This window comes from Citrobacter sp. wls718 (assembly GCF_005280945.1).
In the GTDB taxonomy this organism is placed as follows: Bacteria; Pseudomonadota; Gammaproteobacteria; order Enterobacterales; family Enterobacteriaceae; genus Citrobacter; species Citrobacter gillenii.
This window is the reverse complement of sequence record NZ_SZWV01000038.1, coordinates 126,976-147,012: the sequence shown is the minus strand read 5'-3', so window position 1 is coordinate 147,012 and position 20,037 is coordinate 126,976. Positions and strand designations below refer to the sequence as shown.

The following is a 20,037-nucleotide window of genomic DNA, read 5'->3' as shown; positions in this document are numbered from 1 at the left end:
CTGCTTATTCGCACCTTCCCTAGCACTACTGCTCCGCGATACGGGGCGGCGCTGCGACGGTTGCCTTGCAGGTCGGTTTCACTATTGGTATTGGAGACATCCAGCATCAGGTGGTTTTCACGATATGGCGTCAAGCCATCGTAAACGACCACGCCATTACGGTTGGTGGTACGGTATTTCTGCCCATTTACATACGCCCCTTCCAGACCCGGCGCATGCATCACGGCGAAGGTTTCTGACAACCGGTTGGCTAAATTCACCCCTCCCGACCAGGCCACAAGGCCACCCGAAATACTGCCGCCCGCTTGCGTATATCTAGACGACTGGCTGTAGTTGCCGTTTAACGTCGCTATCGGCGCATTCCAGGTCAGATTACCGCCCGCCGTTGTCTCGCTGTCCTGTCGTTGATGGCTGAGGTTGACGCCATAGTTAAACTGATCGCGACTGCCTGCGGTGCCGGAAAGTCCGGTATTGTTAGACGTAAAACCATCATTATCAAAGGTGGTCGAGTTAGAAACATACAGATGTCGGCGCGGAGTGCTAATGTCATCTCCCCAGTCAAACGGAATGGAGATAAAGACGTTAAAACGCTTATCTTCGTGATGATCCTCGTTGTAAGTCTGACTAGCTGAAAAGGTATAGCTAATCCGTTGCCAGCTATTGGAATAACTCAGCTGATAATCTTTGCTGCTACCGCTACGCCCCCAGTAGTCTCGCCACAGCGTACTGAGCGTGAATGAACCCCAACCTTGCGGCAGAGACTGGCTGACGTTCGCCGAAAAGCTGTTTTTACGGCCAAAATCGTTCTGATAATAATCCGCAATGTCGTACACATCGTTTTCGTCACGACGGTAGCTATTTTTGTTATTTGCCCAGACGTGATCGTTAAACGTGCGATAGTCTTTGGAGGAGTAGCGATACGCTGCTAAGCCAAAACGGGTGGCAGTTTGCGTCAAATACTTGTTATAGGCGATCTGGTAGCTCTGCCCGTCAAACACATCGCCATTATCCTGCTTGCTGTGCGATTGTGTGGCATCGACAGAAATCGCGCCGATACGCGTATTCCAGCCGGTACCCAACGTAAACGCATTGTAGTTATCCGCCAGCATGGTGCCGCCATACAGCGTTAACAGATTATTCAGCCCGTACTGATAGCTCATCTGTGCAAAGTCGGTCTGGTTACTGGCGCCTTCGATATGGCTACGCCCTGCCGCAAAGTCATACTTTGAGACACCCGGCTGCAACATATTAGGCACCGCAGCATACGGCACCAGATAGGTTGTTACCGATCCGTCAGCCTCTTTGACACTGACGTCAAGATCTGCACCGCCACCAGCCAACTGCAAATCAGCAATTGAGAACGGGCCAGGCGGAACCTCTTTCTGGTAAACGACAAAGCCGTTCTGTTCGATGGTGACCAGCGCGTTGCTTTGCGCAATCCCCTGAACCAGCGGCGTAAAATTCTGTTTTGAGTTCGGCAGCATCTGCATATCGCGATACAACCGTACGCCACTAAAGCGCACCGCATCAAAAATATCCGATGAGGTATACATATCCCCGGCACGCAGAGTGCCCAAAATTTGCGGGATACCGCGTTCCAGATACAGGGTATTACTTTTCCACTCCCCGCTGCTGTCATCAGTTTTGTTATAGCTGGCATCAGAATGCAACTGCCACCCCAGCAGGTTTAATCCACTGGTAAAGCGGGCATAGGTGCTTTTACTGTGACCTGAATCTTTATAGTCGCTGTAATACTGGCTGGCGTAATACGAAGTATAAAAGGCGTTAATTCCGCGATCCCAGTTTTCCGGGGGAACATAGCCATTCTCCAGTTCATCCACATAGGCCTGCGGGACGCTGAGGTCCAGACGAAACGTACCAATATTCCAGGCATAGCTCCCACCTTGTACAGCCTGTGTTAATGTGGGGCATTCATTCTTCTTATCCAACGCCTGCGTATTTATCCCCAGACGTGTTAACGTATCGCGAGATAAACAGGTGTCATCCGGATTATCCTTAACGGTAATATCATACTTACCACGCCACTGCTTATTGACGTAGATATCAATATCATATTGGCCTGGTAGTGGTTGGTGATCATCGAGGCGGAAATCGGAAACCTTCTCGCCCTTCATACCACCCATCATAAAGTTAGTGTCAAACGTTTCTTCTGCAGCGTGGCCGTCGATACCGAGCAGCAACAGTAATACCGCCGAAGCAATCGGAGTCATCCTTAACATAATCAACTCCTGTTATTTTAGGCTGACGTTATCGCTGATATAATTACCGTGGTCGTCAATAATGGTCATTTCATACTGATTAGCATTCGCACTTTTTAATGTCACATCTGCACTGGAAAGTGGTGCAAGCATAATGCTTTCGTTATTTATTTTTACATCATTAGCTTTTACTTCCGTCACCGTGACCCAGTTAGCGGCATCATTCTTAATGGAATAAATACTGGCGCTACGTTTCATAGACAGTTTTTGAAACGTAAGCTTATTAACTGGTGAGATACCTTTAGGTCGATAAAATAGTTTAATCCTATTCTGCATCGCGAACTTGAGTACATTCTTTCCTACACTGTCAGGATTGTTCGGAGGAATATCCAGTACATTGAGGTAAAAAAGACTCTCTTTATTATTGGGCAACATATTGGGCATTTTTTTAATTTTCAACTGCTGGCCTGATTTGGCCGCTACTTTAGCAACCGGAGGAGTCAGCAGAAAAGGGACCTGGATCTTTTCTGGCGATAAAGACATATCACCATCATCAATCCATGACTGTACCAGCGATGAACGTTCTCCCTGGTTCATCAGTTGCACCAATACTTCATTTTTTTCCGCCGGATAGATAATGCGAGTACCGTAGATCACAATTCCCGCATGCGCTGGCAGAACTATAGATGCAATGAATATGACTGTGAGTCCTTTCATTTTGATGCCTCTTATACTTAAATTTATTCTCTACAGTCTGTGTAGTTGCTTAATAATAACCGTCACCCTTACCAAAGGATAAAAACTGGCGGCGACAACGCCGCCGACATAAAACTAATCTTCAGAAACACGCAAAACTAAATTTGAAATGACATCGCCTGCAACCACATCATTGCTGGTTAATTTCAAATATTTCGCACTAAAAGGAATTGAATAATCTCCTGCATCATTTTTATAGTTTGAAATATCTAATGGTTTGGATACATCAAGTTCTGTAGCTTCTGACCCTAAATATAAATAATAACCTACAGTGTCATTACCGCTTTTAATTGCTTTGTCATTACCAGGGATTTTACCTCCACTGATTAATGAGAGTTTAATTTTTGATGAATCTCCAGAGCACTTAATTTTAAGTACGTTACTGGTTACACCTACTGCATCGTTATACGTTGAATATATAGACAATGCTGAAAAAACGCTGGTTGGTACAGTAGGCATATTTATACTTACAGAGTCTCCACCTGTTTCGAAGGTGCATGGTGCCCCAGTTACTTTCCCTGTAATTGTCAACTGTCCTGTTTCGGTATCAGCAGCAAAAGCCCCAGCGCTCATAAATACAGCAGACAGTACAGCAGCAGAAATAATTGAACGTTTCATAGTATCTTCCTTAATGAATTAATTTCTATTTGTTAAGAGGTTCAACTCTTGAAATTAAATTCGCACACAAGAAACGTTACCGCAATGTAAACACCTTGTTTTATTGATTTAAAACAAGTTATAAACAGCAATATAATTACAACAAATAAGTAAGAGCGAATACTATTTTTGCATTTAATAAATTAGCGTAATTAATCATTCGACATTATTCGTGAAGGCAATAAAAAAGCACCAATCATTCATAATCATGATTAGTGCTTAATAGTAATTTCCGTATATTAATCGTAACGGCTTAACACTATTTGCCGAGTGGCATCCCTTCCCAGGGGCACAAGCTCGGTCACCACGCCTCTTACAGGATGAGACGCAACCTCGTGGAGGTCAGGAGTTAAGGTTACGATACCACAGCGTTGCTGCACTTTATTGTTAACAACATCAGCGCTACACGTCGGTTCAGTCACCCTGCCACTGATGGTTAATGTGGCGCTATCTGAAGCGAAGGCAGACGAACTCATTCCATAAGCCAGAGTAATAAGTCCCAACAATAAACCAATTTTCATTGCATTCATTATTCCTGTATGGGTGGAAAACAGCGCATTCGCCGTCGGTCCGGTTAATTATGGGTTAACTTCCTTGCTAAAACCAATTGAGATTGTAGATTAATTGGTTTTATTTGATCAATTATAATGATGCATTGAGGTGATTTATTCGGAAAAAGACATGAATTATACAGGCAGGATAAACAATATTACGAAGCTTTTTCACTCTAAGTATTCACCGCATCAATAATACATTGATGCGGTGAATATCTGTAACACTATAAATTACACCGCGCGGAAGGCAATTTCGCCCGGAATAACTTCGCCCTGCCAATACGGCTGTGCGGCGATACGTCCTGCCAGGTCACGGTAAATCGCCGTGAATTCGCTGTCTGGGCGGCTGATAACCGTTGGCGTACCGCGATCGAGATCTTCACGCAGTGAAATGTGCAGAGGCATTTGTCCCAGCAGTTGAGTACGATATTGCTCCGCCAGCTTCTGCGCGCCACCGGTGCCAAAGATTGGCTCATGATGACCACAGTTGCTGCAGATATGCATACTCATGTTCTCGACGATACCCAGAACCGGCACTTCCACCTTTTCGAACATCACAATGCCTTTTTTGGCATCGATAAGCGCAATGTCCTGCGGTGTGGTTACTACAACCGCCCCCGTTACCGGGATGTTCTGCGCCAGCGTCAGCTGAATGTCACCGGTGCCCGGCGGCATATCCAGGACCAGATAATCGAGATCTGGCCATAACGTTTCTTGCAGCATCTGCAGCAGCGCTTTACTGGCCATCGGGCCGCGCCACACCATGGCGTTATCGTCGGTGACAAGATAACCAATGGAGTTGGTTGCCAGGCCATGAGACATAATCGGCGCCATATGGGTGCCGTCCGGTGAGGTCGGGCGCTGATTTTCTGCACCGAGCATCGTCGGGATAGACGGGCCATAAATATCGGCATCGAGAATACCGACCTTCGCCCCTTCCGCAGCAAGCGCCAGCGCCAGGTTAACGGCGGTTGAGGATTTCCCTACCCCACCTTTACCGGAACTGACGGCAATGATGTTTTTCACACCGTTGATGCCCGGCTGGTTTTTCACGCGTTTCAGCGTCGCAATGTTGTGCGACAGCTTCCAGTCAATGGCTTTCGCGCCGGTGATACGCAGTAGATCGGCACTGCATTGCTCTTTTAATACTTCAAACGCGCTGTGCCAGACGAACGGCATCACCAGCTCAACGTGCAGCGTGTCATCCATCCAGGCGACATGGTGCAACGCTTTTAGCGTCGTCAGATTATGCTTCAGGGTTGAATGTTGAAAATTCGCCAGCGTCCCGGCGACCATAGCGCGCAGGGTTTCTGGTGATTTGACCTGGGATTGTGCGTTCATCCCGACTCCTTTTTGTTGTTCTGAAAGACGATTGTCACCAGCTAGTTTACTCCAACCGCGACAATTATTCATTTACGGATAAATGCCCTTATCACTTGGCGCAGTAATTACCATTTTGGTACTATCAAAGCCCTTTTCACTACAAAAGAAGTAATTGCCCACTATGACTCAAGTCGCGAAGAAAATTCTGGTAACGTGCGCGCTGCCGTACGCCAACGGCTCCATCCACCTCGGCCATATGCTGGAGCACATCCAGGCTGATGTCTGGGTCCGTTACCAGCGAATGCGCGGCCACCAGGTAAACTTCATCTGCGCGGACGACGCACACGGTACGCCAATCATGCTGAAGGCTCAGCAGCTTGGCATTACACCAGAGCAGATGATCGGTGAAATGAGTCAGGAGCATCAGACTGATTTTGCAGGGTTTGATATCAGCTACGACAACTACCACTCCACGCACAGCGATGAGAACCGGGAGCTGTCCGAGCTTATTTACACGCGCCTGAAAGAAAACGGTTTTATTAAAAACCGCACGATCTCCCAGCTGTACGACCCGGAAAAAGGCATGTTCCTGCCGGACCGTTTCGTTAAAGGCACTTGCCCGAAATGTAAGGCTGCGGATCAGTACGGCGATAACTGCGAAGTGTGCGGCGCGACCTACAGCCCAACCGAACTTATCGAGCCGAAGTCCGTGGTGTCTGGCGCGACGCCGGTCATGCGTGACTCCGAACACTTCTTCTTTGACCTGCCGTCATTCAGCGAAATGCTGCAGGCATGGACGCGCAGCGGCGCGTTGCAGGAACAAGTTGCGAACAAAATGCAGGAGTGGTTTGAATCCGGCCTGCAGCAGTGGGACATTTCCCGCGACTCACCGTACTTCGGTTTTGAAATCCCGAATGCGCCAGGCAAATACTTCTATGTCTGGCTGGATGCGCCGATTGGCTATATGGGCTCGTTCAAAAACCTGTGTGACAAGCGCGGCGATACCACAAGCTTTGATGAATACTGGAAAAAAGATTCTGACGCCGAGCTGTATCACTTCATCGGTAAAGATATCGTTTATTTCCACAGCCTGTTCTGGCCTGCCATGTTGGAAGGCAGTAACTTCCGTAAACCGACTAACCTGTTCGTCCATGGTTATGTGACGGTGAACGGCGCGAAGATGTCAAAGTCTCGCGGAACCTTCATTAAAGCCAGCACCTGGCTGAAGCACTTTGATGCCGACAGCCTACGCTATTACTACACGGCGAAGCTTTCTTCACGTATCGATGACATCGACCTAAACCTCGAAGATTTTGTTCAGCGCGTTAACGCCGACATCGTCAACAAAGTGGTCAACCTGGCGTCCCGTAACGCGGGCTTTATCAGTAAGCGTTTTGACGGCGTACTGGCAGCTGAACTGGCCGATCCGGCACTGTACAAGACCTTTACCGACGCCGCTACAGTGATTGGCGAAGCGTGGGAAAGCCGCGAGTTCGGTAAAGCCATTCGTGAAATTATGGCGCTGGCCGACGTGGCTAACCGCTACGTTGACGAACAGGCTCCGTGGGTTGTCGCCAAACAAGAAGGCCGTGACGCCGATCTGCAGGCGATTTGCTCCATGGGTATTAACCTGTTCCGCGTCCTGATGACCTACCTGAAACCGGTTCTGCCAACGTTGAGCGAGCGTGTCGAAGCATTCCTGAACAGCGAACTGACCTGGGATGCCATCCAGCAGCCGCTGCTCGGCCACAAGGTCAACACCTTCAAAGCGCTGTACAACCGCATCGACATGAAACAGGTTGAAGCCCTGGTTGAAGCATCAAAAGAAGAAGTGAAAGCGGCTGCCGCACCGGTTACCGGCCCGCTGGCGGACGACCCGATTCAGGAAACCATCACCTTTGACGATTTTGCCAAAGTTGACCTGCGCGTGGCATTGATCGAAAACGCCGAGTTCGTTGACGGCTCCGACAAACTGCTGCGCCTGACCCTGGATCTGGGCGGTGAAAAGCGTAATGTCTTCTCCGGCATCCGTTCAGCCTATCCGGACCCGCAGGTGCTGATTGGTCGTCAGACCATTATGGTGGCTAACCTGGCACCGCGTAAAATGCGCTTCGGCATTTCTGAAGGCATGGTGATGGCCGCCGGCCCTGGCGGGAAAGACATCTTCCTGTTAAGCCCTGACGAAGGCGCCAAACCTGGCCAACAGGTGAAATAAACAAAAAAAGCCGGATTATTATCCGGCTTTTTTTGCCCGTTAGCGCTACGCATGCACGGACCTGCGGGTATTAAATCACGCTTTCGTGTGATGTACCCGGTGAGTCAAACCACGCAGGAAATAACGTAAAAACTGGTCTCCACACTCGCGGTAGTTTTTATGTTCCGGCGCACGCATCATGGCGGTAATTTCCGGCATCGACACGCGGAATTTCTGCTCGGTCATAATGGCCAGAATATCATCGGTTTTCAGTGAAAAGGCGATACGCAGCTTTTTCAGCACCGTATTGTTGTTCACCCGACGCTCAAGCGCCAGTTCCGGCGCCGAATCATCTTTACCGCGCAGATGGTAGATCAGGCCGTTTAAAAAACCGGAGAGAATGATGTCCGGGCAACGAATAAACCCGTCTTCATCTTCTTTCGTCATCCAGGTGTCGAAACCTGCGGCGGTGGATTCCATGTCAGCAAGCGCAAGGATCCGCACCATGTCGTTATTGTTCGCTTTCAGGGTGTAGCGCAGGCTACGAAGAATGTCGTTACTTAGCATAGAGCCTTCAACTGTCGGTGATGCAATGGCGCGCAGTGTACCAGTTTTACAGACCAATCGCCTCTTTTAGGCTTTTAAGATAACGGCGGCTCACCGGCACGGTCAGGCCGTTACGTAAAATCAACTCGGCCTGGCCGTTATCTTCCAGGCGAATCTCCTGCAGCTGCGCCATGTTCACCAGATATTGTCGATGGCAGCGCAACAGCGGCGTGCGGCTCTCCAGCGTTCTCAGCGTAAGTTCGGTAAAGCCTTCTTTGCCGTCGCTGCTGGTGACAAAAACGCCGCTCATGCGGCTGCTGACAAACGCAACATCGTCCATTTGCAGCAGATAAATGCGGCTGTGACCGGAACACGGAATAAATTTTAGCGCCTGCTGGTTTTCCGGCAGCACCGACACATCCTGCTTCGTGCGCTCCTGGCGTAAACGGATCAGCGTTTTCTCCAGCCGGGTTTCTTCAATCGGCTTGAGCAAATAATCAAAGGCATGCTCTTCAAAGGCTTTCACCGCATACTCATCAAATGCGGTGAGAAAAACAATATACGGACGGTGTTCAGGATCGAGCATGCCCACCATTTCCAGACCGCTAATACGTGGCATCTGGATATCGAGAAACAGCACATCAGGGCGCAATTTATGCACCGCGCCGATGGCCTCAACGGCATTCGAACATTCCCCCACAATCTCAATGTCGCTTTGCTCCTGCAACAGGATCCGCAGATTTTCCCGCGCTAACGGTTCGTCATCCACAATCAACACTTTGATCATGCCAGTTCCTCCAGGGGAAGTCGTAAAGTGATTCGGGTAAAGAGGTCAGGTTCACACACTACGCTGATGCCAAAATCATCGCCAAACCGTTCACGTAGTCGCTTATCCACCAGATTCATCCCCAGCCCGCTGGCCTCGGTTGTCGGCAGATACAGGCCGGCATTATCTTCGATATCCAGCATCAGATACTGCCCTTCTCGCCGGGCGGTAATGGAGACCTCACCGGTATCAAGTAGCTGAGAGGTGCCGTGCTTAATCGCATTCTCGACAATGGGCTGCAACGTAAATGCTGGCAATTGCTGATGCGAAAGTTCATCCGGTACCGTTAAAGTGACCTGCAGGCGCGACTGAAAGCGCGCCTTTTCAATTTGCAGATAGGCGTTAACGTGTTCAATTTCATCTGCCAGCGTCACAATTTCTGACGGCCGTTTGAGGTTTTTGCGAAAGAAGGTCGACAGATATTGCACCAACTGACTGGCCTGCTCGCTGTCGCGGCGAATCACCGCTTTAATGGTATTGAGCGCATTAAACAGAAAATGGGGATTCACCTGCGCATGCAGAAGCTTAATTTCTGACTGCGTGAGCATCGCTTTTTGCCGTTCATATTGCCCGGCAAGGATCTGCGCTGACAGCAACTGCGCAATCCCTTCGCCAAGCGTGCGGTTGATCGAACTAAATAAGCGGTTTTTGGCTTCATACAGTTTGATGGTCCCCATCACCCGCTGGTTTTCACCACGCAAAGGGATCACCAGCGTCGAGCCTAATTTGCAGTGCGGATGCAGTGAGCAGCGGTAAGGTACCTCGTTGCCGTCGGCATACACCACTTCGCCGGTATCAATCGCTTTTTGAGTATAAGAGGATGAAATCGGCCTGCCTGGCAGATGATGGTCATCACCAATTCCGGTAAAGGCCAGCAGCTTATCGCGATCGGTTATCGCCACTGCACCAATGTCCAGCTCCTCATACAGTACCTGGGCCACCTTCATGCTGTTAACCTCGTTAAACCCCTGGCGCAATATGCCTTCCGTTGAGGCGGCAACTTTTAGCGCAGTGGCTGAAAACGCCGAGGTGTATTTTTCGAACATGGCCCGTTTGTCGAGCAAAATACGCATAAATAAGGCCGCACCCACGGTATTGGTGACCATCATCGGCGCGGCAATATTGCTCACCAGATGCAGCGCATTATCAAAGGGACGCGCAATCAATAAAATGATCAGCATCTGCACCAGTTCGGCAAAAAAGGTGATCGCGCCCGCCGTCAGCGGGCTAAAGACTTTATCAGTGCGACCGCGACGGGTCAGTACGCTGTGTACCAGCCCGCCGAGCAGTCCTTCAACAATGGTCGAGATCATGCAGCTCAGCGCGGTCATTCCGCCCATCGAATAACGATGCAGGCCGCCAGTCAGCCCGACCAGCCCCCCAACTACCGGGCCGCCAAGCAAGCCGCCCATCACCGCGCCAATCGCACGGGTGTTGGCAATGGAGTCTTCAATATGCAGCCCCAGGTAGGTACCCAGAATGCAAAAGATGGAAAAGGTGACGTAGCAAAGGAGTTTGTGCGGCAGCCGGATAGTGACCTGCATCAGCGGGATAAATAAACGCGTTTTGCTCATTAACCACGCAATAACAAGAAACACGCACATCTGCTGTAGCAGCAGCAACACCAGATTAAACTCGTACATACCCGCCAACCACAGTCTTCTTAAAAGCGCGTAACATACATGGGCTGCGCGTAACTTTCTTTGAACTGTTGCAAAAAATGAGGAATTTGTGAGAACGGTCACTCAAAAACGTGGGTATGACTACAAAATCACCCATTCCGTGAGCAAAAAACAGACAAAACTACCTGGTTCGCAAAAGAGCGTCTAAAGTAAAACTGGGACCTCGCGAGCAAGAGTGAGACAACAAATGGCGCTTTACACCATCGGTGAAGTGGCTTTGCTTTGTGATATTAACCCTGTCACTTTACGTGCGTGGCAGCGGCGATATGGATTACTGAAACCGCAGCGCACAGACGGCGGTCATCGTTTGTTTAACGACGCGGACATCGACAGGATCCGCGAGATCAAACGCTGGATAAACAACGGTGTGCAGGTCAGTAAGGTTAAAATGTTGCTCAGCAATGAGAGCATTGATGTGCACAACGGCTGGCGCGAGCAGCAAGAAACGCTGTTGAGCTATTTGCAAAGTAATAATTTGCATAGTCTGCGATTGTGGATCAAAGAACGTGGCCAGGATTATCCCGCCCAGACGCTGAACACCCATCTGTTCATTCCGCTGCGGCGACGCCTGCAATGTCAGCAACCTATTCTTCAGGCACTGCTCGGCATTCTTGACGGCGTGCTGATTAACTACATTGCGATTTGCCTCGCCTCAGCCCGTAAGAAACAAGGTAAAGACGCGCTGGTCGTCGGCTGGAATATTCACGATACCACCCGGTTATGGCTGGAGGGCTGGGTCGCCAGCCAGCAAGGATGGCGGGTTGACGTACTGGCTCACTCGCTCAATCAACTGCGACCGGAACTGTTTGAAGGCCGGACACTTCTGGTGTGGTGCGGCGATAACCAGACGGCCGCTCAACACCAACAATTAACCGAGTGGCGTGCGCTAGGCCACGATATTTATCCACTCGGTATTTAATATTCCATTAACAAACGTGTACAATCCTTTTATATACCATAAGGAGTACACCATGAGCGCAGCTAAAATCGGCGTGATCACCCTCTTCCTGTTGATGGCCATCGGCGGAATCGGCGGTGTGATGCTTGCAGGCTATACCTTTATTTTACGTGCCGGGTAAGGTGTTGCGCGACTCGCTCAAACCCGCGATCGACAATGATGGCCGCCAACGCGACCAGCAGCGCCCCCTGTATCACATAGGCAGTATTAAATCCGCTCAGCCCGATGATTATCGGCGTACCCAGCGTGTTTGCCCCCACGGTTGAGGCGATCGTGGCGGTGCCAATGTTAATAATCACCGACGTGCGAATACCAGCCAGAATAACCGGCGCGGCCAGCGGCAGCTCCACTTTGCGCAACCGTTGACCGCTGCTCATCCCCATTCCACTGGCAACATCCAGCACGCTGGCTGATATTCCGCCCAGCCCCGCCAGCGTCGCCTGTAAAATCGGTAACACGCCGTACAAGATCAGCGCGATAATGGCTGGCTGTGGACCAAACCCCATCACCGGAACAGCGATGGCCAGCACGGCGACCGGCGGAAAAGTTTGCCCCACGGCGGCAATGGTTTCCACCAGCGGTCTGAATTCAGTTCCCCATGAACGCGTGACCACGATCCCCGCCCCCATGCCAATGATCACCGCCACCAGGCTCGAGATCCCCACCAGGCTAAAATGGGCCAACGCCAGCGCCAGAAAACTCTCCTGCTGATAAACCGGTCGCGGCAGCAGCGGGAACAGCGCGCTAAACAGCACCTGGCTATGAGGCAACCCTGCCAGCAGCAGCAGAAAACAGATAACCAGCCATAACAGCGGATCAGTCAGACGTTTCACGGTGCGGCCTCGGTGAGAGTAAATCCTGAAAATGGAGCGTCCCGCAGGCTCCGCCCTTTGCGTCAACCACCGGCAGAACGTCGCACCCCCGCGCCACAAAAATAGAGAGCGCATCGCGCAGTGTCATCTCGTCTACCAGCGGCTCGCCGCTGAGCTGCTCATGGCGGCGGGTAAAATCACCGACAGTGCGCAGCGCCAGCAGCCGAACACCCAGTTCGCTGCGGCCAAAAAAGGTGTGTACGAAGTCGTTAGCCGGTGCTGTGAGCATCGATAGCGGCGTGCCTTGTTGCACCACCTGACCTGCGTCCATCAGCACCAGGTGTTCCGCCAGCCTCAGCGCTTCGTCAATATCATGGGTAACCAGCACAATGGTGCGTCCCAACAACCGGTGAATGCGGGTCATCTCCTGCTGCAAGGCGCTGCGCGTTACCGGATCCAGCGCACCAAAAGGTTCATCCATCAGCAGCACCTGGGGATCGGCGGCCAGCGCACGCGCCACTCCCACCCGCTGTTGTTGCCCACCGGAGAGCTGATGAGGATAACGATGACGCAACCCCTCTTCCAACCCCAGCAACGCCATCAGTTCATCTGTTCGGTCATCAATACGTGAACGCGACCATTTCTGCAGCTGCAATACGGTGGCAATGTTCTGTGCAACGGTCCAGTGCGGAAACAGTCCAATAGACTGAATGGCGTATCCCATCCGTCGTCTTAATTCCAGCACCGGCAGGCTGCGGATCTCATCGCCAGCAAAGCGAATCGTCCCGCTATCATGCTCCACCAGACGGTTAATCATTTTGAGCGTGGTGGACTTCCCCGACCCCGACGTACCAATCAAGACGGAAAAGCTGCCTTCGCGAAAATGCAGATTGAGATCGTTGACCGCGTGTTGTTGGCCAAAGGTTTTACAGACATGGCTAAATTCAATCATCAACGGTCACCTTCAGCAGAGCTAAACCTAAATCAAACAGGGCATCGATCAGCACCGCCAGCACCACCACCGGGACGACACCCAGTAGCACTAAATCGACGGCACTGCTGAGCAATCCCTGAAAAACCAATGCGCCAAATCCCCCCGCGCCAATCAGTGCGGCAATAACGGCCATCCCCACCGTCTGCACCATCACGACACGTAAACTGCGCAAGAAGACCGGTAACGCCAGCGGGAGTTGTACCAAACAAAAGCGCTGACGTGAGTTCATTCCCATTGCCCGGGCGCTTTCCAGCACATCGAGAGGAACCTGGTTCAGCCCCGCCACCACGCCGCGCACCAGCGGCAGTAGCGCGTACAGCACCAGCGCAATCAGCGCAGGGGCCAACCCGGTTCCGGCAATGCCCAATGCACGTAACCAGGGAAAATGCTGAACCAGCCCGGCAAGCGGGGCAATCAGCAGGCCAAACAGCGCCACGGAAGGAATGGTCTGAATAATATTCAGTACGGCAAATACCGGCCCCTGGCGCGACGTAGAGAAGGCGCACCAGATGCCCAACGGGATGCCAATCACCAGCGCTGGCAGCACGGTTCCGAGCAGGATAGTCAGATGTTGCGCCAGCGCATCGTCGAAGACATCCTGACGATTGGCATACTCTTTGAGCAGCGAAAGGTCGTTGAACATCCCGGTCAGCAGCAGCGCAACGGGGACGATGGCAATGTGCATATGCAGTAACCAACGCCACAGTGGCCTCGCGGTGAGACGACGAATCGCGTCGCTGAGCGCCAGCAGCATCAGTCCCAGCCCAAGCCAGAATCCGCTACCCAGACTGGTTCTCGCCAGCGGACTTCCCGTCTGCGCCAGCCCGCTTGCCGTTTTACCGGCGGCAATCAACGCCGCTATCAGCAGCAGTTGCACTACGATCAGGGTTAACACGTTGCCGGCGCGACCGGGGATAAAACACAGCGCCACCAGTAGCAGAAACATCGCCGCCAGCCCCCACGCAAAACCGGGCCAGAGTTCCCAGAGTTGTCGACCTTCGCCAGAGACCAGACGATTGGGGGCATAACTGATGAAAGGCAGCGCAGCTGCCGCCATTAGCAGAAATACCAGCAGCAACAGCACTCGATTAACAGACATCGTTGATACAACACTCACCTGATGCAAACTCCGTTACTTCACCCATCCTTTTTGCTTCAGGTAATCTGCTGCGACTTTTTTCGCATCCAGCCCTTCAACGGCGATACTGGCATTAAGCTGTTGTAGCGTTTTTTCATCGAGACTGGCAAAGACCGGCTGCAGCCATTCCGCCATTTGTGGGTAGGCCTGCAGTACTGATTCACGCACCACTGGCGCAGGAGCATAGATCGGCTGGACACCTTTTGGATCGCTGAGCGTTTGCAGTCCCAGCGCCGCAACAGGGCCGTCGGTCCCGTAGGCCATCGCGGCATTGACGCCTGAGGTTTGCTGCGCAGCGGCTTTAATGGTCACCGCCGTGTCTCCCCCTGCCAGCGATAAAAGCTGATTTTGATTGAGCGTAAAGCCATAAGCTTTTTCAAACGCAGGCAACGCATCCGCACGTTCGATAAACTCTGCCGAGGCGGCCAGTTTGAACGTGCCGCCGTCTTTCAGGTAGCGTCCCAGGTCAGCCAGCGAAACGAGCTTATTCTTTTCGGCAACATCCTGACGGAGGGCAATGGTCCAGGTGTTATTGGCGGGCGCAGGCGTTAGCCAGACCAGTTTGTTCTGTTCCGCATCCAGTTTTTTGACTTTTTCATAACCGGCCTGCGCATTTTTCCATGCCGGGTCATTTTCATCTTTAAAGAAGAAAGCCCCGTTTCCGGTATATTCCGGGTAAATATCCAGTTCGCCGGAGGTGATGGCCCCGCGCACCACTGGTGTGGTTCCCAACTGGACTTTATTGACGGTTTTCACGCCGTGGCTTTCAAGCACCTGCAAAATCATATTGCCGAGCAGCGCCCCTTCCGTATCAATTTTTGATCCCACCGTGACGGGTGATGCGGCCTGCAGGGGTAAGCTCATCGCGGCAAACAGCGCCAGCGAGCCCGCCCAGACCTTTGAGATTATCATGCTGCTCTCCTCATCCTTTGACTGTCCTTTTCAGGACATAGAGGGAAAAGCATAGTCGAAAAATCTGACCTTAACCTGGCAATTGAGGGGTAACGGAGGGAAGGATTAGCAGTAACTCGGTGATAAATATAAAAAGACCGGCAAAACCTCAGGGGCTTTGCCGGTGTGGATGAATCGATGGACCTGACACGTGTGGAGCCATCAGGTCTGACGCAAATTCACCTGATCATTACAGCAGTTCAAACTCGCCCTGCTTCACTCTGGCAGAATCTACGCCGATAAAGACGTTGAATTTGCCCGGCTCCACATCGTATTGCATACGCTGGTTCCAGTATTTCAGCGCCTCAATATCAATCGGGAAGCTGACCGTTTGCGTCTCGCCCGGTTTGAGATTCACCTTCTCAAATCCTTTCAGCTGTTTGACAGGACGACTCACGGAAGCGGTCACATCCTGTAAATACATCTGAATCACCGTCGCTCCTTCGCGTTTGCCGGTGTTGGTGACCTGCACGCTGGCGGTGACCGTTCCATCACGCTTCATCGTTGGTGCAGAAAGCTTCACATCAGAAACGGTAAAGGTGGTGTAGCTCAGACCATAGCCAAAGGGATACAGCGGGCCGTTGGCTTCGTCAAAGTAGCGTGAGGTGTATTTGTTCGGCTTATCGGCGTTATACGGACGACCAGTATTCAGGTGGCTGTAATAGACCGGGATCTGCCCGACAGAGCGCGGGAAAGACATCGGCAGTTTACCTGACGGGTTGTAATCGCCAAACAGGACATCGGCAATGGCGTTGCCGCCTTCCGTCCCGGCAAACCAGGTTTCCAGAATCGCGTCGGCCTGCTGGTCTTCTTTCACCAGCGCCAATGGACGCCCGTTCATCAGCACCAGCACCAGCGGCTTGCCGGTGGCTTTCAGCGCGGTAATCAGGTCACGCTGGCTTTGCGGAATCGTGATATCGGTCCGGCTGGAGGCTTCATGCGCCATACCTTGCGCTTCACCGACCACAGCGACCACCACATCAGACTGCTGCGCGGCCTTGACCGCTTCATCAATCATGGCCTGCGGCGAGCGTGGGTCGACTTTCACCGCCTCTTCATACAGATTGAGGAAGTCGACAATGCCTTTATCGTTAGTGATATTCGCCCCTTTGGCGTACACCACTTTGCCCTTATCTCCGAGCGCATTTTTAATGCCCGTCAGAACCGTCACTGACTGTTCGGCAACGCCTGCTGCCGACCAACTGCCCATCACATCACGCTTGCTGTCCGCCAGTGGTCCCACGACTGCCACAGTCCCCGATTTCTTCAGCGGTAACGTTTCCAGGCGGTTTTTCAGCAGTACCAGACTTTCGCGGGCAACGTCACGCGCGTCTTTACGGTGTAAACGGCTTTCCGCGTTGGTGTCCTGCGGGTCAGTCTCTTTGGCCCCCAGATGGCTGTACGGATCGTTAAACAGCCCCATATCATATTTGACGTTCAGCACATGACGCGCGGCATCGTCCAGTTCAGCCATCGTCACCTTACCTGACTTAATCAGGCCCGGTAGATACTTACTGTAATACTCATCGCTCATGCTCATGTTAATGCCGGACTTGATCGCCACGCGCACCGCGTCTTCCGGATCGGAGGCGGTACCATGTTTGATCAACTCTTTAATCGCGCCGTGATCGGAAACGGTAATCCCTTTAAAGCCCCACTCATCGCGCAGCACATCTTTCAACAGCCAGGCGTCAGAAGTCGCAGGGGTGCCGTTCAGCGAGTTAAGACCCACCATCACCGCCCCGCTCCCGGCGTCTAACCCGGCTTTGTACGGTGGCATATAGTCGTTAAACAACCGCTGCGGACTCATATCCACGGTGTTGTACTCTTTTCCGCCTTCTACCGCGCCATAGGCGGCGAAGTGTTTGACGCTGGTCATCACCGAATAGCGATCGGCCGGGCTTTTACCCTGCATCGCTTCGACCATGGTTTTGCCCATCGTGGCGGTCAAATAAGTATCTTCCCCGAAACCTTCTGAGGCACGTCCCCAGCGCGGATCACGCGAGACATCAACCATTGGCGCCCAGGTCATATTCAGGCCATCGTCTGCGGCTTCATAGGCAGAAACGCGCCCCACCGTTCTGACCGCATCCAGATTAAACGATGACGCCAAACCGAGGCTTATCGGGAACACGGTGCGCTGACCGTGCAGTACGTCATAGGCGAAAAAGAGAGGGATTTTCAGGCGGCTGAGTTCCATCACCTGATCCTGCATTTTACGGATATCCTCGCGGGTAACGGTGTTAAAAATCGCCCCAACCTGCCCGTCTTTGATCATCTCACGGATGGCTTCTTTCGGGTTATCCGGCCCGACGCTTATCAAACGTAGTTGGCCGATCTTCTCATCGACGGTCATCTGTTTGAGTAAATCGGTAACAAATGCATCCCGTGCTTCAGGGGTCAGAGGATGGTTACCAAACAAGGAGTCCGCCAGCGCTGGCTGAAACGCCAGGCTCACCGCGATACCTACAGAACAAAGCCATTTCATGTTGATTCTCTCTTTATTTTTTCCCGACGAGGCAGCGAAAATATAACAAAAACCGCAGTTTGCCGTAAGCCTAAACGGGAGAGATAAAGAAAGCTAAGGTTATTCTCCTAATTTTGAAATCCGGGATGAATGAAGCACAGCCAATTCAGAGACAACCTGAATGAGAAAGCGTATTGTCATACAGAGCGCTATGCTTGTTTCTGATATTTTTGCCCACCACAAGGAGTGGAGAATGTCTTCCATTACAACAACCGATAATAAAGCGTTGCTTAACGAACTGGCCCGTCTGGTGGGTCATTCGCACCTGCTTACCGAACCGTCTAAAACGGCCCGCTATCGCAAGGGCTTCCGCTCAGGTCAGGGCGAGGCGTTAGCCGTTGTCTTTCCTGGCTCATTGCTGGAACTGTGGCGTGTGCTGAACGCCTGCGTCGTCGCCGACAAAATTATCCTGATGCAGGCTGCCAACACCGGACTAACCGAAGGCTCTACGCCCAGCGGCAATGACTACGATCGTGAGATTGTTATTATCAGCACCCTGCGCCTCGACAAACTGCACGTCATCGGCAAAGGCGAACAGGTTCTGGCGTATCCCGGCACCACGCTCTATTCGCTGGAAAAAGCACTCAAGCCATTTGGTCGCGAACCGCATTCGGTGATTGGCTCTTCATGCATTGGCGCATCGGTGATTGGTGGGATTTGCAACAACTCCGGCGGCTCGTTGGTACAGCGAGGCCCGGCATATACCGAGATGTCGCTGTTTGCGCGAATTGACGAACAGGGCAAATTACAGCTGGTCAACCATCTGGGTATCGAACTTGGCCAGACGCCGGAGCAGATCCTCAGCAAACTTGATGACGAACGCATTAAAGATAACGATGTGCATCACGACGGGCGTCACGCGCACGATCACGATTACGTTACCCGCGTCAGAGATATCGAAGCCGATACCCCCGCACGCTATAACGCCGACCCGGACCGGCTGTTTGAATCTTCCGGCTGCGCGGGAAAACTGGCGGTGTTTGCGGTGCGCCTCGACACCTTTGAAGCCGAGAAAAATCAGCAGGTGTTTTATATCGGTACCAATCAGCCAGAGGTGCTGACGGAGATCCGCCGTCATATTCTGGCAAAGTTCGAACACCTGCCGGTCGCCGGCGAGTACATGCACCGTGATATCTACGATATCGCCGAGCAGTACGGCAAAGATACGTTTCTGATGATAGACAAGCTCGGCACCGACAAAATGCCGTTCTTCTTTACCCTGAAAGGTCGCACCGACGCGATGCTGGAAAAAGTGAAAATTTTCCGCCCGCACTTTACCGACCGTGCCATGCAGAAATTTGGCCATTTATTCCCCAGCCATTTACCGGCGCGGATGAAAAGCTGGCGCGATAAATACGAACACCACCTGCTGTTAAAAATGGCCGGTGGCGGCGTGGCCGAAGCACAAAGCTGGTTGACCGAGTTTTTCAAAACGGCCGAGGGCGATTTCTTTGCCTGTACGCCGGAAGAAGGCAGTAAAGCCTTTTTACACCGCTTTGCTGCAGCCGGAGCGGCGATTCGCTATCAGGCCGTCCATGCCGATGAGGTCGAAGATATTCTGGCGCTGGATATTGCGTTGCGCCGTAACGACACGGAATGGTATGAGCATCTGCCGCCCGAGATCGACAGTAAGCTGGTGCATAAGCTCTATTACGGACACTTTATGTGCTATGTCTTCCATCAGGATTACATTGTGAAGAAAGGTGTGGATGCGCATGCGCTAAAAGAGCAAATGCTGGAACTGTTGCAGGCTCGCGGGGCGCAGTACCCGGCAGAGCACAATGTGGGACACCTGTACAAAGCGCCGGAAACCTTGACGCGTTTTTATCGCGCCAACGATCCGACCAACAGCATGAACCCAGGGATCGGTAAAACCAGTAAACAGAAGTTTTGGAAAGAA

17 protein-coding genes are annotated in these 20,037 nt (G+C 51.9%); 4 read left to right on the top strand and 13 right to left on the bottom strand.

Annotated elements, in window-relative coordinates; translation table 11 throughout:
* From FDW95_RS08110 to apbC, 5 genes are all read right to left on the bottom strand, one after another.
* Positions 1–2,240 (bottom strand): fimbrial biogenesis outer membrane usher protein (locus FDW95_RS08110; protein WP_137363467.1); only part of this gene is annotated, 2,240 nt, incomplete at its 3' end.
* Positions 2,241–2,252: 12 nt separating this feature from the next.
* Positions 2,253–2,936 (bottom strand): fimbria/pilus periplasmic chaperone, encoded by a 684-nt coding sequence (locus tag FDW95_RS08105; protein WP_115258051.1) that lies wholly within the window; start codon positions 2,934–2,936, stop codon positions 2,253–2,255.
* Between the two features lie 114 nt (positions 2,937–3,050).
* Positions 3,051–3,593: a fimbrial protein gene (locus FDW95_RS08100; protein WP_115258050.1), complete on the bottom strand. Its 543-nt coding sequence runs from the start codon at positions 3,591–3,593 to the stop codon at positions 3,051–3,053.
* Between the two features lie 278 nt (positions 3,594–3,871).
* Complete coding sequence (locus tag FDW95_RS08095) at positions 3,872–4,153, bottom strand: DUF2574 family protein (RefSeq protein WP_115259920.1); 282 nt, start codon at positions 4,151–4,153, stop codon at positions 3,872–3,874.
* A 264-nt stretch (positions 4,154–4,417) separates the two neighbouring features.
* Positions 4,418–5,527: an iron-sulfur cluster carrier protein ApbC gene (gene apbC, locus FDW95_RS08090; RefSeq protein WP_137363466.1), complete on the bottom strand. Its 1,110-nt coding sequence runs from the start codon at positions 5,525–5,527 to the stop codon at positions 4,418–4,420.
* Between the two features lie 163 nt (positions 5,528–5,690).
* Between apbC and metG the strand changes: the two genes are divergently transcribed.
* The gene (gene metG / locus FDW95_RS08085; RefSeq protein WP_115258048.1) at positions 5,691–7,724 is read left to right on the top strand and encodes a methionine--tRNA ligase; all 2,034 of its coding nucleotides are present in this window, start codon (positions 5,691–5,693) and stop codon (positions 7,722–7,724) included.
* A 75-nt stretch (positions 7,725–7,799) separates the two neighbouring features.
* On the opposite strand, the gene FDW95_RS08080 is transcribed toward metG, so the two are convergent.
* The 3 genes from FDW95_RS08080 to FDW95_RS08070 are packed head-to-tail and all read right to left on the bottom strand — an operon-like array spanning position 7,800 to position 10,718.
* Entirely contained in the window at positions 7,800–8,270 is a 471-nt protein-coding gene (locus FDW95_RS08080; RefSeq protein WP_115259919.1) for a DUF1456 family protein, read from the bottom strand.
* A gap of 46 nt (positions 8,271–8,316) precedes the next feature.
* Complete coding sequence (gene btsR, locus FDW95_RS08075) at positions 8,317–9,036, bottom strand: two-component system response regulator BtsR (RefSeq protein ID WP_115258047.1); 720 nt, start codon at positions 9,034–9,036, stop codon at positions 8,317–8,319.
* Positions 9,033–10,718 (bottom strand): sensor histidine kinase, encoded by a 1,686-nt coding sequence (locus FDW95_RS08070; RefSeq protein ID WP_096756509.1) that lies wholly within the window; start codon positions 10,716–10,718, stop codon positions 9,033–9,035. The genes btsR and FDW95_RS08070 overlap by 4 nt, the downstream gene beginning before the upstream one ends.
* Positions 10,719–10,944: 226 nt before the next feature.
* Between FDW95_RS08070 and mlrA the strand changes: the two genes are divergently transcribed.
* Both mlrA and FDW95_RS08060 read left to right on the top strand, forming a co-directional pair.
* Entirely contained in the window at positions 10,945–11,676 is a 732-nt protein-coding gene (gene mlrA, locus FDW95_RS08065; RefSeq protein WP_115258046.1) for an HTH-type transcriptional regulator MlrA, read from the top strand.
* A 52-nt stretch (positions 11,677–11,728) separates the two neighbouring features.
* Positions 11,729–11,836 carry a protein YohO gene (locus tag FDW95_RS08060; protein ID WP_003027354.1) on the top strand — a complete coding sequence of 36 codons (108 nt, stop codon included), beginning with the start codon at positions 11,729–11,731 and terminating at the stop codon, positions 11,834–11,836.
* Here the strand turns inward: FDW95_RS08060 and FDW95_RS08055 are convergent.
* From FDW95_RS08055 to bglX, 5 genes are all read right to left on the bottom strand, one after another.
* Positions 11,817–12,548 carry an ABC transporter permease gene (locus FDW95_RS08055; protein WP_115258045.1) on the bottom strand — a complete coding sequence of 244 codons (732 nt, stop codon included), beginning with the start codon at positions 12,546–12,548 and terminating at the stop codon, positions 11,817–11,819. The genes FDW95_RS08060 and FDW95_RS08055 overlap by 20 nt on opposite strands.
* Positions 12,532–13,479 (bottom strand): ABC transporter ATP-binding protein, encoded by a 948-nt coding sequence (locus FDW95_RS08050; RefSeq protein WP_115258044.1) that lies wholly within the window; start codon positions 13,477–13,479, stop codon positions 12,532–12,534. Before FDW95_RS08050 ends, FDW95_RS08055 begins: the two co-directional genes overlap by 17 nt.
* On the bottom strand, positions 13,472–14,620 hold the full coding sequence (locus tag FDW95_RS08045; protein WP_115258043.1) for an ABC transporter permease: 1,149 nt from the start codon (positions 14,618–14,620) through the stop codon (positions 13,472–13,474). Before FDW95_RS08045 ends, FDW95_RS08050 begins: the two co-directional genes overlap by 8 nt.
* A gap of 33 nt (positions 14,621–14,653) precedes the next feature.
* Positions 14,654–15,571 carry an ABC transporter substrate-binding protein gene (locus FDW95_RS08040; RefSeq protein WP_115258042.1) on the bottom strand — a complete coding sequence of 306 codons (918 nt, stop codon included), beginning with the start codon at positions 15,569–15,571 and terminating at the stop codon, positions 14,654–14,656.
* Positions 15,572–15,800: 229 nt separating this feature from the next.
* Positions 15,801–18,098, bottom strand: coding sequence for a beta-glucosidase BglX (bglX, locus tag FDW95_RS08035; RefSeq protein ID WP_115258041.1), 2,298 nt, complete (start codon positions 18,096–18,098; stop codon positions 15,801–15,803).
* Positions 18,099–18,330: 232 nt separating this feature from the next.
* On the opposite strand from bglX, the gene dld reads away from it, so the two are divergent.
* Positions 18,331–20,037, top strand: a 1,707-nt coding sequence (gene dld, locus FDW95_RS08030) for a D-lactate dehydrogenase (protein WP_137363470.1), incomplete at its 3' end; no start/stop codon positions are given.

Excerpts from the sequence above, each read along its gene's own strand:
- apbC (WP_137363466.1), bottom strand. The coding sequence starts at position 5,527 with ATGAACGCACAATCCCAGGTCAAATCACCAGAAACCCTGCGCGCTATG.
- btsR (WP_115258047.1), bottom strand. The coding sequence starts at position 9,036 with ATGATCAAAGTGTTGATTGTGGATGACGAACCGTTAGCGCGGGAAAAT.
- FDW95_RS08105 (WP_115258051.1), bottom strand. The coding sequence starts at position 2,936 with ATGAAAGGACTCACAGTCATATTCATTGCATCTATAGTTCTGCCAGCG.
- FDW95_RS08070 (WP_096756509.1), bottom strand. The coding sequence starts at position 10,718 with ATGTACGAGTTTAATCTGGTGTTGCTGCTGCTACAGCAGATGTGCGTG.
- FDW95_RS08045 (WP_115258043.1), bottom strand. The coding sequence starts at position 14,620 with ATGTCTGTTAATCGAGTGCTGTTGCTGCTGGTATTTCTGCTAATGGCG.
- FDW95_RS08095 (WP_115259920.1), bottom strand. The coding sequence starts at position 4,153 with ATGAAAATTGGTTTATTGTTGGGACTTATTACTCTGGCTTATGGAATG.
- metG (WP_115258048.1), top strand. The coding sequence starts at position 5,691 with ATGACTCAAGTCGCGAAGAAAATTCTGGTAACGTGCGCGCTGCCGTAC.
- FDW95_RS08100 (WP_115258050.1), bottom strand. The coding sequence starts at position 3,593 with ATGAAACGTTCAATTATTTCTGCTGCTGTACTGTCTGCTGTATTTATG.
- FDW95_RS08080 (WP_115259919.1), bottom strand. The coding sequence starts at position 8,270 with ATGCTAAGTAACGACATTCTTCGTAGCCTGCGCTACACCCTGAAAGCG.
- FDW95_RS08040 (WP_115258042.1), bottom strand. The coding sequence starts at position 15,571 with ATGATAATCTCAAAGGTCTGGGCGGGCTCGCTGGCGCTGTTTGCCGCG.
- mlrA (WP_115258046.1), top strand. The coding sequence starts at position 10,945 with ATGGCGCTTTACACCATCGGTGAAGTGGCTTTGCTTTGTGATATTAAC.
- bglX (WP_115258041.1), bottom strand. The coding sequence starts at position 18,098 with ATGAAATGGCTTTGTTCTGTAGGTATCGCGGTGAGCCTGGCGTTTCAG.
- FDW95_RS08050 (WP_115258044.1), bottom strand. The coding sequence starts at position 13,479 with ATGATTGAATTTAGCCATGTCTGTAAAACCTTTGGCCAACAACACGCG.
- FDW95_RS08060 (WP_003027354.1), top strand. The coding sequence starts at position 11,729 with ATGAGCGCAGCTAAAATCGGCGTGATCACCCTCTTCCTGTTGATGGCC.